The 15,774-nt window shown below is 73.2% G+C and carries 18 protein-coding genes; 11 read left to right on the plus strand and 7 right to left on the minus strand.

Annotated elements, in window-relative coordinates; all coding sequences use genetic code 11:
• The 3 genes from E1291_RS29570 to E1291_RS29580 all read left to right on the plus strand — a co-directional run.
• Positions 1–380, plus strand: a 380-nt coding sequence (locus E1291_RS29570; protein WP_131741362.1) for a response regulator transcription factor, incomplete at its 5' end; no start/stop codon positions are given.
• Positions 381–413: 33 nt separating this feature from the next.
• Positions 414–1,052 carry a TetR/AcrR family transcriptional regulator gene (locus tag E1291_RS29575; RefSeq protein WP_242614451.1) on the plus strand — a complete coding sequence of 213 codons (639 nt, stop codon included), beginning with the start codon at positions 414–416 and terminating at the stop codon, positions 1,050–1,052.
• Positions 1,042–2,166, plus strand: coding sequence for a winged helix DNA-binding domain-containing protein (locus E1291_RS29580; RefSeq protein ID WP_131741363.1), 1,125 nt, complete (start codon positions 1,042–1,044; stop codon positions 2,164–2,166). Before E1291_RS29575 ends, E1291_RS29580 begins: the two co-directional genes overlap by 11 nt.
• 11 nt (positions 2,167–2,177) lie before the next feature.
• Here E1291_RS29580 and E1291_RS29585 read toward each other — a convergent pair whose 3' ends face one another.
• The gene (locus E1291_RS29585) at positions 2,178–2,666 is read right to left on the minus strand and encodes a MarR family winged helix-turn-helix transcriptional regulator (RefSeq protein ID WP_131741364.1); all 489 of its coding nucleotides are present in this window, start codon (positions 2,664–2,666) and stop codon (positions 2,178–2,180) included.
• 99 nt (positions 2,667–2,765) lie between these two features.
• Between E1291_RS29585 and E1291_RS29590 the strand changes: the two genes are divergently transcribed.
• Positions 2,766–3,527 carry a dioxygenase family protein gene (locus tag E1291_RS29590; protein ID WP_165495336.1) on the plus strand — a complete coding sequence of 254 codons (762 nt, stop codon included), beginning with the start codon at positions 2,766–2,768 and terminating at the stop codon, positions 3,525–3,527.
• Positions 3,528–3,651: 124 nt separating this feature from the next.
• On the opposite strand, the gene E1291_RS29595 is transcribed toward E1291_RS29590, so the two are convergent.
• Entirely contained in the window at positions 3,652–4,485 is an 834-nt protein-coding gene (locus tag E1291_RS29595) for an NAD-dependent epimerase/dehydratase family protein (protein WP_131741365.1), read from the minus strand.
• Positions 4,486–4,744: 259 nt separating this feature from the next.
• Between E1291_RS29595 and E1291_RS29600 the strand changes: the two genes are divergently transcribed.
• Both E1291_RS29600 and E1291_RS29605 read left to right on the plus strand, forming a co-directional pair.
• Positions 4,745–5,257 carry an O-acetyl-ADP-ribose deacetylase gene (locus tag E1291_RS29600; protein ID WP_131741366.1) on the plus strand — a complete coding sequence of 171 codons (513 nt, stop codon included), beginning with the start codon at positions 4,745–4,747 and terminating at the stop codon, positions 5,255–5,257.
• A 43-nt stretch (positions 5,258–5,300) separates the two neighbouring features.
• Positions 5,301–6,095 (plus strand): class I SAM-dependent methyltransferase, encoded by a 795-nt coding sequence (locus E1291_RS29605; protein WP_242614452.1) that lies wholly within the window; start codon positions 5,301–5,303, stop codon positions 6,093–6,095.
• 24 nt (positions 6,096–6,119) lie between these two features.
• On the opposite strand, the gene E1291_RS29610 is transcribed toward E1291_RS29605, so the two are convergent.
• Entirely contained in the window at positions 6,120–6,881 is a 762-nt protein-coding gene (locus E1291_RS29610; RefSeq protein WP_131741367.1) for an SDR family NAD(P)-dependent oxidoreductase, read from the minus strand.
• A gap of 104 nt (positions 6,882–6,985) precedes the next feature.
• Here E1291_RS29610 and mshA point away from each other — a divergent pair, with 104 nt between their 5' ends.
• From mshA to E1291_RS29625, 3 genes are read left to right on the plus strand one after another with little or no spacing between them, the layout of a single operon-like run.
• Complete coding sequence (mshA, locus tag E1291_RS29615; protein ID WP_131741368.1) at positions 6,986–8,302, plus strand: D-inositol-3-phosphate glycosyltransferase; 1,317 nt, start codon at positions 6,986–6,988, stop codon at positions 8,300–8,302.
• Positions 8,299–8,796 carry a type III secretion system chaperone family protein gene (locus tag E1291_RS29620; protein WP_131741369.1) on the plus strand — a complete coding sequence of 166 codons (498 nt, stop codon included), beginning with the start codon at positions 8,299–8,301 and terminating at the stop codon, positions 8,794–8,796. Before mshA ends, E1291_RS29620 begins: the two co-directional genes overlap by 4 nt.
• Positions 8,797–8,819: 23 nt before the next feature.
• The gene (locus tag E1291_RS29625) at positions 8,820–9,569 is read left to right on the plus strand and encodes a phosphoglyceromutase (protein ID WP_131741370.1); all 750 of its coding nucleotides are present in this window, start codon (positions 8,820–8,822) and stop codon (positions 9,567–9,569) included.
• 24 nt (positions 9,570–9,593) lie between these two features.
• Here E1291_RS29625 and E1291_RS29630 read toward each other — a convergent pair whose 3' ends face one another.
• Entirely contained in the window at positions 9,594–10,754 is a 1,161-nt protein-coding gene (locus tag E1291_RS29630; RefSeq protein ID WP_131741371.1) for a methyltransferase domain-containing protein, read from the minus strand.
• Between the two features lie 261 nt (positions 10,755–11,015).
• Positions 11,016–11,675 (minus strand): phosphate signaling complex protein PhoU, encoded by a 660-nt coding sequence (phoU, locus tag E1291_RS29635; RefSeq protein WP_131741372.1) that lies wholly within the window; start codon positions 11,673–11,675, stop codon positions 11,016–11,018.
• 226 nt (positions 11,676–11,901) lie between these two features.
• On the opposite strand from phoU, the gene E1291_RS29640 reads away from it, so the two are divergent.
• Complete coding sequence (locus E1291_RS29640; RefSeq protein ID WP_131741373.1) at positions 11,902–13,143, plus strand: sensor histidine kinase; 1,242 nt, start codon at positions 11,902–11,904, stop codon at positions 13,141–13,143.
• Between the two features lie 92 nt (positions 13,144–13,235).
• Positions 13,236–13,907: a winged helix-turn-helix domain-containing protein gene (locus E1291_RS29645; RefSeq protein WP_503108248.1), complete on the plus strand. Its 672-nt coding sequence runs from the start codon at positions 13,236–13,238 to the stop codon at positions 13,905–13,907.
• A 68-nt stretch (positions 13,908–13,975) separates the two neighbouring features.
• Here E1291_RS29645 and E1291_RS29650 read toward each other — a convergent pair whose 3' ends face one another.
• Together E1291_RS29650 and E1291_RS42340 are read right to left on the minus strand one after the other, a co-directional pair.
• On the minus strand, positions 13,976–14,977 hold the full coding sequence (locus E1291_RS29650; protein WP_131741375.1) for a hypothetical protein: 1,002 nt from the start codon (positions 14,975–14,977) through the stop codon (positions 13,976–13,978).
• Between the two features lie 123 nt (positions 14,978–15,100).
• The coding region (locus E1291_RS42340) for a hypothetical protein (RefSeq protein ID WP_165495339.1) at positions 15,101–15,774 on the minus strand (674 nt) is incomplete at its 5' end.

A 15,774-nucleotide genomic window follows, 5' to 3' on the forward strand; every position in this document is an offset into this window, starting at 1 on the left:
TCGTCGCGTCCGCGCTGCTGGACATCGCCGGCCCGCGCACGTCCATCCGGCCCGTCGCCGGGCTGCCGCTGCTGCACGTCGAGCACCCCGAGCTCGCCGCCCGCGCCCGGCTGCCGATGGAGGTCGCCGAGCCGCCCGCCGAGCCCGCCCCCGTCCGCGTGCCCGGCGGTGAGCTGGGGCTGACCCCGCGCGAGTCGGAGGTGCTGCGGCTGGTCGCCGAGGGACGCAGCAACCGGCAGATCGGCGAGGCCCTGTTCATCTCCGCCCGCACCGCCGGGGTCCACGTCTCCAACATCCTCGCCAAGCTGGAGGTGTCCTCTCGGACGCAGGCCGCGGCGCTGGCCCACCGGCTCGACCTGTTCGAATCCCGGCAGGCGTAGAACGGAATTCTTCGTTCCCTTAGTATGGGCGGCATGGAGACCTCCGCACCGGCGCCCATGAGCGGGCGCAAGGCCCAGGCCGCCCGCAACGACGAGCTGATCCGGGAGGCGGCCCGCGCGGTGTTCACCGCCGACCCGGGCGCCCCCATCTCCGCCGTCGCCGAGCACGCGGGCGTCGGCATCAGCGCCCTCTACCGCCGCTACAAGAGCAAGGAGGACCTCCTCCAGCGGCTCGCCGACGACGGCATGGACCGCTACCTCGCCGAGGTCGAGACCGCGCTCGCCGACGACGGCGACCCGTGGGCGGCGTTCGCGGCGTTCATGCGCCGCTGCCTCGACATCGGCGCCGGGTCGCTGACCATGCGCCTGGCGGGCGGCTTCGAGGTGACCGAGGCCATGGCGGAGAAGGGCCGGGCGATCCACCTCGCGACGGAGCGGCTGCTCGACCGGACGCGGGAGGCCGGTGCGCTGCGGGACGGCATCGAGGTCGGCGACATCTCCGTCCTGCTGGAGCACCTGCACACCATCCGGATCGGCGACGACGCCCGGATGAACCGCCTCCAGCACCGCTACCTGACCCTGATGCTGGACGCGCTGCGCGACACCGGCGGCGAGGACCTGCCCGGCCCCCCTCCCACCTGGCAGGAGCTGAGGGGACGCTATGACGCGTGAGGTCGCGGGCACTCCGCCCGTCCTCGGTCGCCGCGAGCTGAACCGGGCGCTGCTGGCCCGGCAGATGCTGCTGCGGCGCCGGGCGATGCCCGCCCTCGACGCGATCGAGCACCTCGTCGGCATGCAGTCGCAGGCCCCGAACCCTCCCTACGTCGGGCTGTGGAGCCGCCTTGAGGACTTCGCCTTCGAGGAGCTGGCCGAGCTGACGACCGGCCGCCGCGTGGTCCGGATCGCGGTGATGCGCGGCACCATCCACCTGGTCAGCGCACGGGACGCCCGCGTCCTGCGGCCGCTCACCCAGCCGGTCCTGGACGCCGCCCTGCGCACCGGGCGCGGCGCCGCCCTCGCCGGCTCCGACCTGGCCGGGGTCGCCGCCGGGGTCCGCGCGGCGATGGACGAGCGCCCCCTGTCGGACAAGGAGGTCCGCGCCCTCATCGCCGAACGGTGGCCGCGGGAGGACCCCGAGCTGCTCGGCTGGGCCGTCCGCTGGGTCCTGCCGCTGGTGCAGGTCCCGCCGCGCGGCGTCTGGGGCGCGTCCGGCCTCGCCCGGCACACCACGCTGGACGCCTGGCTGGACGGCCCCGCCGAGGTCGAGCCGTCCCTGGAGGAGCTGGTGCTGCGCTACCTCGGCGCGTTCGGTCCCGCGTCCGTGCAGGACGCGCAGCAGTGGTCGGGGCTCACCCGGCTCGGTGAGGTCGTCGAGCGGCTGCTGCCCGGCCTCCGCGAGTTCCGGGACGAGAACGGCCGCGTCCTGTACGACCTGCCGGAGGCGCCCCGCCCCGGGCCGGACCTCGCGGCGCCGGTCCGGTTCGTCGCCGGTTTCGACAACCTGCTGCTGTCGCACGCCGACCGCGCCCGGATCATCTCCGAGGAACATCGCCGCCGCGTCTTCACCGTCAACGGCATCATCCGCCCGACCTTCCTGGTGGACGGCTTCGTCCACGGCATGTGGAAGATGGAGAGCGCGCGCGGGACGGCGACGCTGCGACTGGAGCCCTTCGCTCCCGTCCCGGAACCCGAACGTGCGGCCCTGGAAGCGGAGGGGGAGCGTCTCCTGGCCGCGGCCCACCCCAAGGCGGCCTCAGGGAACGTGGAGTTCGCCCCGGAGTCCTGACCGACGCCCCCTCACCCCGCGTCGCGGGCGCAGGGCGCCTCCAGCGCGGGGTCGAGGGAGACCAGCAGTGTCCGCAGCGTCTCGCGGAACTCCAGCATCTGCTTGCGGCTCAGCGGCTCGAACAGGTTCCGCCTGACCTCGGCGACGTGGCCGGGGGCCGCCGCGGCGAGCACCTCGAAGCCCTGGTCGGTCAGCGTGGCGATCGTCGTGCGACGGTCCCGCGGGTGCTTGGTCCGGCACACCCAGCCCGCCTCCTCCAGCCGGTTGACGGCGTGCGAGAGGCGGCTGGGGGAGGAGTGCACGATGGCGGCCAGGTCCGTCATCGTGAGGGACCGTCCGGGGGACTCCGAGAGCATCGCGAGGATCATGTAGTAGGCGTGCGGCATGCCCGAGTCGCGCTGGAGCTGCCGGTCCAGGGCCTCGTTGAGCAGCCGCGACGTCCACAGGAACGCGCGCCAGGTCTCCTGTTCCTCGGTGTCGAGCCAGCGGGTCTCGGTCATGTCCCCAGTCTACCGATTTAGTTGAGCCCTCAAGGCTTGAAGATTCAAACTTTAATCAGTTATGGTTGAACTCTCAAATATCAACCGAAGGGTACGACGATGACGCGGATGCCGGTGCTCTACCTCAGCCACGGCGCCCCGCCGCTGGCCGACGACGCCGTCTGGACCGGCGAGCTGGCCCGCTGGGCGGCGGACCTGCCGAAGCCCGAGGCCATCCTGATGGTGTCCGCCCACTGGGAGGAGGCGCCCCTCACGGTCAGCGCCACCCGCCGCGTACCGCTCGTCTACGACTTCTGGGGCTTCCCCCAGCATTACTACGAGGTCCGGTACGACGCCCCTGTCGCTCCCCAGCTCGCGGAGGACGTTCGTAAGCTCGTCCCCGGCGTCCAGCAGGACGAGGAACGTGGCCTCGACCATGGTGCGTACGTCCCGTTGGTGGAGATGTTCCCCGACGCCGACGTCCCCGTGTTGCAGATGTCCATGCCGACCCTGGAGCCCGAGCGGCTCTTCGAAGTCGGCAGAAGCCTCGCCCCGCTCCGCGACCAGGGCGTCCTCATCATCGGCAGCGGTTTCACCACCCACAACCTGCGCGAGCTGAGCACCGGCGCGGACGCCCCGCCGCCCGCGTGGTCGGCGGAGTTCGACGACTGGACGGACCGGGCGGTGACCGGCGGCGACATCGACGCGCTGCTGGACTTCCGCGGCAAGGCCCCCGCCGCCCGGATCGCGCACCCGCGCACCGAGCATTTCGCTCCGTTGTTCGTCGCCCTCGGCGCCGACGAGGCGGCCCCCTCCGCGCGCCGGGCCGTCATCGACGGCTACTGGTTCGGGCTGGCGAAGCGCTCGTTCCAGTTCGGCTGAACCCCGTCGCGGCCGGGCCTGCGCCGTGCGGCGGGCCCGCCGAGTCCCCCCCCCGGGACGGGTTCGCGCAAAACAGGTTCACGCAGGACAGGGGTGCTTGTCACGTTCCCTGTCAAGCCCGCCGTCAGCCCAGGTCGGCGAAGCCGGTGCGCCACGACGGCACCTGCGGCTTCCACCCGAGGCTCAGCGCCTTGGCGTTGGACACCGGACGCCCCGTCGCGGCCGCGTGCCGGCCCTTCCCCGGCACGGGCGCGCCCAGGGCCGCGCTGTAGACCGGCAGCCAGTCCGCCGTGGTCGCGGGCTCGTCGTCGACGATGTTGACGACGCCCGCCGGCCACTCCAGCGCCGCCAGCGCGGCGGCCGCCGCGTCGTCGGCGTGCACGAACGACGTCCACGCGGGCGTCGGCCGCAGGCTGCCCGCCCGCACCCGCCGGGCGATCGCGCCGTCCGGCGCGTACCAGGTGCCCGGCCCGTACAGCGCGCCGTAGCGCAGCAGGACCCCGCGCGGCATCTCCGCGACGGCCCGCTCCAGCGCCGCGACGCCCGGGTACGGCTGCAGCGTGGGGTCGAGCGCGTCGGTCTCCACCGCCGGGGCGGCGCCCGCCACGTACAGCCACGCGACGCTCTGCGCCACCATCGTCTCGACCCCGGCGGCCTTGGCGGCCTCCACCAGGTTGCGGGTGCCCTCGATCCGCAGGTGCGAGTTGGCCCCGAAGTCCTCGTCGCTGAGGTCGGTGAGCTGATGGACGATCGCGTCGGGCCGGGTGGCCTCGACGGCGGCGCGGACCGCCGCCGCGTCCAGCGCGTCCATGACGACGGGGGATCCGCCGAGGTCGCGGATCGCGTCGGCGCGCCCGGCGCGGCGGGTCGTCCCGGCGACCTCGTGGCCCGCCTGGACGAGCATGGGTATCAGCCGGCGGCCGACGACTCCGGCCGCACCGGCGAGAAGGATCTTCAAGGGGGTACCTCCACGACTGTCACGCCTTTGTGGTCGTCCGGGCGGCAGAATAGGCAGCGGACTACCCCCAGGTAACAGGCGACCCCGAGGATGGCGTCCCGCGCTGCGGCCGGACGGGGGCGGACGACGCTCACCGCCCCCGGTACGCCGTCCGACCACGAGCGTACCGCCGGAGAGAGCCGCGGTGCGTTTCGCTGTCGGCGCGGAGGAGAATTCTTCTCATCTGGTACGCGTCCGGCACATCGGAGGAGCGGCGGACATGGAGATCACCCTGGTGCGAGGGGACATCACCGCGCAGGACGTGGACGCGGTCGTCAACGCGGCCAACTCCTCGCTGCTCGGCGGGGGCGGGGTGGACGGCGCGATCCACCGCCGGGGCGGCCCGGCGATCCTGGAGGAGTGCCGCAAACTGCGCGCGAGCCACTACGGCGGCGGCCTGCCCACCGGCCAGGCGGTCGCGACGACCGCCGGCGACCTGCCCGCCCGGTGGGTCATCCACACCGTCGGCCCGGTCTACTCGGCCACCGAGGACCGCTCCGCCCAGCTGGCCTCCTGCTACCGGGAGTCCCTGCGGGTCGCCGACGAGCTGGACGTCCGGTCGATCGCGTTCCCGGCCGTCTCGGCGGGCGTCTACGGCTGGCCGATGGACGACGCCGCCCGCATCGCCGTCGGTACCGTCCGCGGCACGATGACCCAGGTGAAGGACGCCCGCTTCGTGCTCTTCACGCCCGACGCCCACGAGGCGTTCGAGAGGGCCCTCGCCGGCGCCTGACCCCGGCGTGCGGGACAATCCGGGAGTGCGGACGCGGAGACCGGTGGGAGAGGTGACCCGGGGCACCACCGCGCCCAACCGCCTCCGCCGCGTCGACCGGTGGATCGCGGCCACCCAAAGCGTCCCGCTGCGCTCCGGCGAGCGCCCCCTCGCCGTCGACCTCGGCTACGGCGCCTCGCCCGTGACCACGTTCGAGCTCCACCGGCGGCTCCGGGCCGTCTCGCCGCGCCTGGAGGTCACAGGCATCGAGATCGACCCGGACCGCGTCGCCGCGGGCACCGCCCTCCTCGCCGCGACCGGCCCCCACGACGGCCTCTCGTTCCGCCGCGGCGGGTTCGAGCTGCCCGTCGACCGGCCGCCCGTGCTGGTCCGCGCCTTCAACGTCCTCCGCCAGTACGACGAGGCCGCGGCCTGGCGGGCATGGGACGGCCTGCGCGCGCGCCTGGCCCCCGGCGGCGTCCTCGTCGAGGGGACCTGCGACGAGATCGGACGCCGCGCCGTCTGGGTCGCCCTGAACTCCGACGGCCCCCGGACCATCACCTTCGCCGTCCACCTGCCGACGCTGGACTACCCGTCCGCGCTCGCCGAACGGCTGCCGAAGACCCTCATCCACCGCAACGTGCCCGGCGAGCCCGTCCACGGGCTGCTCACCGCCCTCGACCGCTGCTGGGCGACCGCCGCCCCCCACTCGGCCTTCGGCCCCCGCGCCCGCTGGATCGAGGCGGTCACCCTCTTGGCCCGCTCCCACCCCGTCCTCACGGCCCCGCCCTATGGGGGAAGGGCGCGATGGCGTCTAGGCGAATTCACTCTCCCGTGGACGGCGGTCGCCCCCGGCTGACGATGTCCACGTCCGGCCAGAAGGTCAGGACTGGCGGTGCAGCTTGTACGGCGCGGCCTGGACGCGGGGCTGGACGTCGATGCGGTCGATGTTCACGTGCTCCGGCCGCGTGACGGCCCACGCGATGCAGTCGGCGACGTCCTCGGCGACCAGGGGGTCGGAGACGCCCTCGTACGGCTTGGCGGCCCTGGCCTCGTCCCCGCGGAAGCGCGTCAGCGAGAACTCCTCCGTCTTCACCATGCCGGGCGCGATCTCGGTGACGCGGACCGGCTCGGCGACCAGCTCCAGCCGCAGCACCTCGTTCACCGCGTACGCGGCGTGCTTGGCCGCGTTGTAGCCGCCCCCGCCCTCGTACGGCACGTGCCCCGCCAGCGAGGTGATGTTCACCACATGCCCGGCGCCGCTCTCCACCAGCGCGGGCAGCAGCGCCTTGGTCACCCGCACCAGGCCCAGCACGTTCGTCTCGTACATCGCCCGCCAGTCGGCGAGGTCGGCGGTGGCCACGCTGTCCAGGCCGAACGCGCCGCCCGCGTTGTTGACCAGGACGTGGCAGCCGCCGACCGCCCCGGCCAGCGCGTCCACCGACTCCTGCGACGTCACGTCCAGCTCGACCGGCGCGACTCTCCCGGCCCCGGGCACGCCCTCGGCGATCTCCTTGGCCAGCGCGTCCAGCCGGTCGCGCCGCCGCGCCGCCAGGACGACGTGGAACCCCTCCGCCGCCAGCCGCCGGGCGGTGGCCGCCCCGATCCCACTGCTTGCTCCTGTCACTACCGCGGTCTTACGCATGCCGACAGCTTTCCAGGTCGCCCTCCGGCGCCCGGCGGCCGGGCTCCCGCCGCCCGGGAACACGCCCGAAGGTCGATAGGTTGCACTACCGGAGGTGGTGTCCGGTGTCGCGTCGTATCAACCGAGTTGCGACGGTCAGTGTTCATACTTCCCCCCTCGACCAGCCGGGTACGGGCGACGCGGGCGGCATGAACGTCTACATCGTCGAGGTCGCCCGGCGGCTCGCCGCCCGCGGAGTCGAGGTCGACATCTTCACCCGGGCCACCTCGCGGGCCCTCCCCCCGGTCGCCGAGCTGGCCCCCGGCGTGACCGTCCGGCACGTCGTCGCCGGGCCGTTCGAGGAGCTGGACAAGGCCGAGCTGCCCCGCCAGCTGTGCGGCTTCACCTCCGGTGTGCTGCGCGCCGAGGCCGCCAACGAGCCAGGCCACTATGACCTGCTGCATACCCACTACTGGCTGTCCGGACAGGCGGGATGGGTCGCCAAGCGCCGCTGGGGCGTCCCGCTCGTCCACTCCATGCACACGATGGCGAAGGTGAAGAACGCCGCCCTTGCCGACGGCGACAAGCCCGAGCCCGCCGGGCGCGTCCTCGGCGAGGAGCAGGTCGTCGCCTCGTCCGACCAGCTCGTCGCCAACACCGACGAGGAGGCCCGCGAGCTGATCGAGCTGTACGGCGCCGACCCCGCCCGCGTCGCGACCGTCCGGCCCGGCGTCGACCTCGCGACGTTCCGCCCCGAGTCGCCGCTGATCGCCCGCGGCACCGGCCTCCTCCCGCACCGCACCGGTCCCGCCCGCCGCCGCCTCGGCCTGCCCCGCGAGGCGTACGTGCTGCTGTTCGTCGGCCGGATCCAGCCCCTCAAGGCCCCCGACGTCCTGCTGCGCGCCGCCGCCCGGATGCTCGCCGACGACCCGTCGCTGCGCTCCCGGCTGGTCGTCGCCGTCGTCGGCGGGCCGAGCGGCAGCGGCCGGTCCCGCCCCGAGGGCCTGCAGTCGCTGGCCGCCGCGCTCGGCATCGCCGACGTGGTCCGGTTCGAGCCGCCGTGCCCGCAGCCGGAACTGGCCGACTGGTACCGCGCCGCCGACGTCACCGTCGTCCCGTCCCACAGCGAGTCGTTCGGCCTGGTCGCCGTCGAGTCGCAGGCGTGCGGCACGCCCGTGGTCGCCGCGTGCGTCGGCGGACTGCGCACGGCCGTCGCCGACGGCGAGTCCGGCGTCCTCGTCGGCGGCCACGACCCCGCCGGCTACGCCGCCGTCCTGCGCCGCGTCCACGCCGAGCCTGGCCTGCACGCCCGCCTGGCCCGCGGCGCGGTGCGCCACGCCCAGGGCTTCGGGTGGGACGCCACCGTGGACCGCCTCCTTGAGGTGTATACCGGTGCCATGTCCCTGCCCGCATCGCCGCTCACCGCCGAGGTCACCGCGTGAGGCCCACCGAGGTCATCCGGGAGACCCTGGACGCCGCCGGCCTCGAATACGACGAGCCCCGCGCGGACGCGTTCTTCGTCAAGCTCCCCGGACAGCACAAGCTCGCCACGATGACCTGGCTGATCGTCGGCGAGCACAGCCTGCACGTCGAGGCGTTCTTCTGCCGCCGTCCCGACGAGAACCACGCCGACTTCTACCGGTTCCTCCTGGAGAAGAACGGCCGCATGTACGGGGTCGCGTTCGCCCTGGACGACGTCGGCGACGTCCACCTCGCCGGCCGGGTGCCGCTCGCCTCCGTCAGCCCCGACGAGATCGACCGCCTGCTCGGCTGCGTCCTCACCTACTCCGACGAGAACTTCGACAGGGCCCTCGAACGGGGCTTCAAGACGTCCATCCAGCGCGAGTGGGACTGGCGCGTCAAGCGGGGCGAGAGCCTGGCCAACCTGAAGGCGTTCGCGTCCTTCGCCGACCCGGCCAACCGCGAGCGGCCCTGAGGAGGCCGCTAGGCTCTGGTCCCATGGCGACGTTGGTACTGCTGCGGCATGGCGAGAGCGTGTGGAACGCCGAGGGCCTGTTCACCGGCTGGGTGGACGTGGACCTGTCGGCGAAGGGCGAGAGCGAGGCGACCAAGGGCGGCGACCTCCTCCTGGACGCCGACATCACCCCGGACGTGGTGCACACCTCCCTGCTGAAGCGGGCCATCCGCACCGCCAACATCGCCCTGGACGTGGCCGACCTCCTGTGGATCCCGGTCCGCCGCTCCTGGCGCCTCAACGAGCGCCACTACGGCGCGCTCCAGGGCAAGAACAAGGCCCAGACGCGCGAGGAGTTCGGCGAGGAGCAGTTCATGACCTGGCGCCGCTCCTACGACACCCCGCCGCCCGCCATCAAGGACGACGACCCGCTGTCCCAGGTGAACGAGCTGCGCTACGCGGGACTGCCGTCCGAGCTCATCCCCCGCACGGAGTGCCTCGCCGACGTGGTCGACCGCCTCCTGCCCTACTGGTACGACTCGATCGTCCCGGATCTGGCGGCGGACAAGACCGTCCTGGTCGCCGCGCACGGCAACTCCCTGCGCGCCCTGGTCAAGCACCTGGACGACGTCACCGACGAGCAGATCGTCGGCCTCAACATCCCCACGGGCATCCCCCTGGTCTACGAGCTGGACGACGACTTCGCCCCCCTCAAGCGCGGCGGCGAGTACCTCGACCCGGCCGCCGCGAAGGCCGCGATCGAAGCCGTGAAGAACCAGGGCGCCAAGAAATAGGCATGACGAGCCGCACGGTCGTGGTCAGGAGGTGATGGGGTTCCCGGGGTGGTCGCGCCAGATGTGCTGATACCCGGGGCCCGCGGTCATACCGAACGCGGCGCGAGCGGGACGGCCCCACTCCACCCAGCGCAGATAGGCGTCGACGACCTCGTCCCAGAGCCGCCGCGGCCCCGCCTGGACGACCCGGTGCCCGTCCGCGTCCGGCGTGTCCTCGCAGCGGGCCCAGGACGCCCCCGCGGTGTCGGCCAGGACGAGCGCGAACCGGCCGTCGCCGGTGGTGCGCTCGGCGCCCATGACATCGGGGAGCATCCCCGCGATGGCGACGTCGGCGCCATAGGCCGCCCCGGCGACGACACGCGGCCCCACCCGCGCCACCGACTCCCGCCCCTCGCCCTCCAAGGGCAGCCCGGTACCGCGCTGGGAGCGCATCATCATGTAGGAGGCGGATCCGTGGAAGCCGCCCACGGCCCGGCCGTCGCCCGTCACGGTCAGGCGGACCTTGTGCCCGCCGGCGTACTCGGGCATCCACGGGAACACGATCACCCCGCCGGGACGGGTCTGCTCCACCCACGCGTACGGCACGGTCGTGACACCGCAGGTCACATGGACCCGGTCGAAGGGCGCCCCAGCGGGGACCCGGTCCGCGCCGTCGGCCGTCAGCAGCCGGGGACCGAACCCGGCGGCCGCCAGGTTCACGGCCGCCCGCGCCGCGACCCGCTCGTCGATCTCCACTGATGTCACGGCGCCGGACCGCGCCCGGGCCGACAGCAACGCCGCGCTCCAGCCGGTCCCGGTGCCGATCTCTAGCACGCGGTCGCCGTCGCCGGGCGCGAGCAGTTCCAGGAAGGCGGTGACGGCACCGGGCGCCGACAGTGAGGACGTCCATGCGCCCCGCCCGGTGGCCGGGTCGCCGTCGCCGTCGCCGATCTGGGTGATGACGGCGGCGTCGGAGTACACCGCCGACATCCAGTGCTCGGGGTCGGCCTCACGGTCGATCGGGTAGCACTCTCCGGGCCCGTCCGGGGCGCACCAGGCCCGTTCCGGAGCGAACAGGTGCCGCGGCGCCGCACGCAGAGCCCTGACCCATTCGGGACGGGTCAGGTCCCCGCTCGCAGTGAGCCGGCCGATCAGCGCCCCGACGTGCGCCTCCACCGCCTCGGCGGAGCCGGCCGGCAGAGTCACTTGCCCTTCTTCCCTCCGCCGCCAGTGTTGTCGCCGTCCTTGCGGTCCGGAGGCACGGGTTGATCTGGCCGGTGCCTGTCTCCGGTGTTGTCGTGCTTGCCCACAGGCCCCCCAAAGTTGCTTTGTGTAGCCATGTATTTACAGTCTGCTTTACTTTTGCTCAGCGGGTGGCCTGGGTCAAGGAAGGCGGCCGGGCTGGAATGGGAAGGACCCGTCGCGGCCGGGGGGTGGCCGGGACGGGTCCTCTTCGCGGGAGGCGGGTCAGGCTTCGGTGATCTCTTCGGGGCGCTGGCCGGTGACCAGGTAGACCACGTTCTCGGCGACGTGAACGGCGTGGTCGGCGAAGCGCTCGAAGTAACGGCCGGCGAGGGTGATGTCGACGGCGGGCTCGACGCCGTGCTTCCAGCGCGGCGACAGCAGGATGTCGAACAGGCGGCGGTGCAGCCGGTCCATCTGGTCGTCGTCGGCGTCGAGCTCCAGGCCCATCTCGACGTCCTGCGAGGCGATCACGCTGCCGGTCTTGGCGATCATGCGCTCGGCGATCTGCCCCATCTCCAGGACGGTCGCCTGCAGCTCGGGCGGGACGGCCGACTCGGGGTGGCGGCGGCGGGCGGTCTTGGCGATGTGCACCGCGAGGTCGCCCATCCGCTCCAGGTCGCCGCTCATCCGCAGGGCGGTGATCAGCGTGCGCAGGTCGCCGGCGACCGGCTGCTGCCGGGCCATGAGGTCGAAGACGGTCTCCTCGATCTCGGCGTCGATCTTGTTGACGTGCTCGTCCCCGCTGATGACCTCCTCCGACAGGCGGAGGTCGGCGTCGAGGAGCGCGGTCACCGCACGTGCCATCGCGGAGCGGACGAGCCGCGTCATCTCCACGAGCTTGTCGGAGAGGGAGTCGAGTTCCTCATGGTAGGCGTCGCGCAATTCAACATCCCTTGATGCGGAGTTTTCGAAACTGGGGGTGGTGCTTTCGGGGCGAATGGGACGAAATGGGGCACCGCGCTCGGCCTCCGGACGCACTCGCCCACGCCACAGCCTGCCTGACCTGCGTGAACCGACCCGTATAACAAGGTGAACTTTCGGCGAACGAGACCGTCTGCCGAGGTCCCCGGGGGCGGCATGGGCCCGAACGCCGCCTACGATCCGTGGTGTGGAGGTCGAGATTGTCGCGAGCCTGACCGGGCTTGCCGGGCTCGCGATCGGGCTCGCGACTGGATTGGCGGTGCGCGTGAGCGAGCGAGCCCAGCAGGCGACGACCCCGGTGGCGCCCGTGGGCGGGCTGCCCCCGGGGGTCGCTTCGGTGCTCAGTGTCCTGCGGTCCTCGGCCGTCGTCGTGGACGGCGAGGACCGGGTGCTGCGCGCGAGCTCGGCCGCGCGCGCCTTCGGCATGGTCAGCGGCGACCGGCTCGTCCTGGACGAGCTGCTGGCGATGGCCCGGCTCGTCCGCCGGGACGGGGAGATCAGGGAGACCGAGATTCAGGTCGGCCCCGGCCGCGGCCGCGGCCGCGCCGACGGGCGCTGGTTCGCGGTCCGGGTGGCCCCGCTCGGCTCGCACGGACTCGTCCTCGTGCTCGCCGAGGACCTCACCGAGCTGCGCCGCACCGAGGCGATCCGGCGCGACTTCGTGGCCAATGTCAGCCACGAGCTGAAGACGCCGGTCGGCGCGCTGTCGCTGCTGGCCGAGACCGTCGAGGGCGCCGCCGACGACCCCGAGGCGGTGCGCCGCTTCGCCGGCCGCATGCAGCACGAGTCGGTGCGGCTGACCAACCTCGTCCAGGACCTCATGACGCTGTCGCGCATCCAGGGGGACGAGCCGCTGCCCGAGCTGCACCCGGTCGGCCTCGACGAGGTCACCGTCGAGGCGCTCGACCGCTGCCAGATCAAGGCGTCCGCCAAGGACATCGAGCTCACCACCGGCGGTGAGGACGGGCTCAAGGTCCGCGGCGACGAGGAGCTGCTGATCACGGCGCTCCGCAACCTCATCGACAACGCCGTCGCCTACAGCCCCGAGCACACCCGCGTCGTCGTCGCGACCCGCAGGTGCGACGACCGGCACGTGGAGATCAACGTCACCGACCAGGGCATCGGGATCCCGGACGCCGAGGTGGAACGGATCTTCGAGCGCTTCTACCGGGTCGACCCGGCGCGGTCCCGCCAGACCGGCGGCACCGGGCTCGGGCTCGCCATCGTCAAACATGTGACCACCAAGCACGGCGGTGAGGTGACGGTGTGGAGCAAGGAGGGGTCCGGGTCGACGTTCACGATCAGGCTCCCGCTGCTCGGCGCCGCCGTCGCCGGCCCCCCGACCGCGTCCGGCGCAGCCGTGCCGGAAGCCCCGATCCGCCCCGAGGGCGGTGCGACGATCGCCCGCCCAGCTCCGCACAATCCCTGAGGATACGGCGCGATGAGAACTGACCGGGGCCCGCGCCGCCCTGCCGAGGGGACCGCATTGAAAACCGCCCGGGAGGCAACACCGTGACCCGCGTGCTCGTCGTGGAAGACGAGGAGTCGTTCAGCGACGCACTGTCGTACAACCTGCGCAAGGAGGGCTTCGAGGTGGCGGTCGCCGCCACCGGCCCCGACGCGCTGGACATCTTCGAGCGCAACGGTGCCGACCTCGTGCTGCTCGACCTGATGCTCCCCGGACTGCCCGGCACCGAGGTGTGCCGGGAACTGCGCGCCAAGTCCAGCGTCCCCGTGATCATGCTGACCGCCAAGGACAGCGAGGTGGACAAGGTCGTGGGCCTTGAGCTCGGTGCCGACGACTACGTCACCAAGCCGTTCTCGACCCGTGAGCTGATCGCCCGCATGCGGGCCGTCCTGCGCCGGCAGGGCGAGGTCGAGGAGCTGGCCCCGGCGACGCTCGAGGCTGGACCGGTCCGCATGGACGTGGAACGGCATGTGGTCAGCGTCGGCGGCGACCCCGTCCAGCTGCCGCTCAAGGAGTTCGAGCTGCTCGAGGTCCTGCTGCGCAACGCCGGCCGTGTGCTGACCCGCATGCAGCTGATCGACCGGGTCTGGGGCGCCGACTACGTGGGCGACACCAAGACGCTGGACGTGCACATCAAGCGGCTGCGCGCCAAGATCGAGGCGACCCCGTCCACGCCGCGGTACATCGTCACCGTCCGCGGCCTGGGCTACAAGTTCGAGCCCTGATCGGCGGCGAAGGGCCCGTACGGCGAGTGCCGTACGGGCCCTTTGACGTGTTCTGACGTGCCCCGCGGTCAGTGACCGCCGCCCTCCGCCGGGCTCGGCGACCCGGCGCCGTCGGTCGGCTTCGCCGTGGAGGCGGGCTCCTCGGGCCGCTGCGCCGTGGACGGCGTGGCCGCGGGCGCCGAGGTCGCGCCCTCCGGCGCGGACGGGTGCGCCTCGGCGCCGCCCGGTACCGGCGTGCCCGCGGAGACCGCGGTGTAGCCGTCGAACTCGTTCTGCTGCGCGATCACCGGCACCGTGACGTCGACGCTGCCGGCCTGCTCGAACTGGAGCCGCACCTTCAGCTGCTCACCGCCGTACAGCTGCCGGTTGAGGCCGGTCAGCACCACCAGCGGAGCCTTGCCCTCCGGGGCCGGAGGCACGGTCGGCGTAGTCGGCGCGGACGGCGTGCTACCGGACGTGGGCGTCGTGCCGGTGCTCGGCGTCGCACCCGCTCCGGTGGGCTCGGGCGTGGCGCCGCCGGTCGGCGTGGCGGACGTCCCGCCGGTCGGCGTGGCGGACGCCCCGGCCGTCGGCGTGGCCGATCCCGACGTCTCGGCGCCCGGCTTGTCCTTCTTCTTCTTGCCGGGCTTCTCCGGGGCCGTGCTGGACGGGGCCGGCGACGGCGCCGCGTTCCCCATCAGCTGGACCGCGCTGCCCTCGCCGGACGACTGGGCCGGCGGCAGCGCGACCGCGCCACCGGCGATCTTCACCTGGGCGAAGTTCGGCGAGCTGACCCCGACCAGCCGGTCCTGGCGGCCCTTGACCTGGTTGATGACGGTGGCGTACAGCGGCAGCGAGCTGCCCGGTCCGAACGCGGTGGCCGGCTTCGGGCCGAGCAGGAACATGTTCCGGATGTCGATCTGCGCGTCCTGCGGCTTGTTCCGCGGCAGCGTGACGTTGACGCCATCGGTGAGCTGCGTGGGAGCGGCCGTCTGGGGTTCGCTGCCGGCGCCGCAGCCGGTGATCACCGGCGCGATCGCGACGGCGCCCGCGATGGCGAGCGTGACCGCTCGGCGGCTGTTTCGGATCACGGCGTCGGTCTCCTCGCGAAATGAGGTCGGAAGTTTCTGAGCGTGGCGCGAGACACGCCAGGGGAAGCGTAGCGAGACCAGTGCCCGAACCCCGCTTCGGGGTGCGGGCACGCCGCGAGATCGTCAGCCGGTTCGCAGTGACATGACCCTGCTGCCGAGGTCCGGGCCGGGTACGGCGCTCTGCAGCACCTCGTTGACGACGCCGTCCGGCCGCACGAACACGGCCGTGAGCCCGGTCGGCGCCTCACTCCGGACGCCCGGCGCCGGGCCGCCCGTGCCCGAGGGCCGTCCCCCGGACCCGCTCCGCGCGCCCGCGGAGGGCGTGCCGCCGGACGGTGTGCTCTGGGACGGTGCGCTCCCGGGCGGTGTGCTCCCGGACGGTGCTCCGCCCGGCGGCGGTGCACTGATGGGCACCGGGGCGTAGGAACGTGCCAGCACACCGGCGTGATCCTCGACGATGGTCGCCGTGCCCTCGTGGGCCGTGCCCGCGCAGGCCCGCAGGTCCTTGACCGGGACGGGCGGCCGCCCGCCCGCCGGACGCGGGTCGGCGACGAGCAGGAAGTCGATCTCGGCCCGCCCCGCCAGGTTCGCCAGCTCGGCCACCACGGGCCCGCAGCGGTAGCCCGCCGGGACGATCCCGAACACGACGGGACGCAGGTCCACGAGATTTCTGGCCCGGTGGTCACGGTCGGCGTAGACGACCTCGCCGGACGGGAGCAGCCCGCCTGCCCGGCCCGGCGGCGCCGAGGGCCGCGGCGCGAGCTGCGCGGCGGTCTGCCGGTAGGCCGGGTTCTCCT

This window comes from Actinomadura roseirufa, assembly GCF_900659635.1.
GTDB lineage: Bacteria > Actinomycetota > Actinomycetes > Streptosporangiales > Streptosporangiaceae > Spirillospora > Spirillospora roseirufa.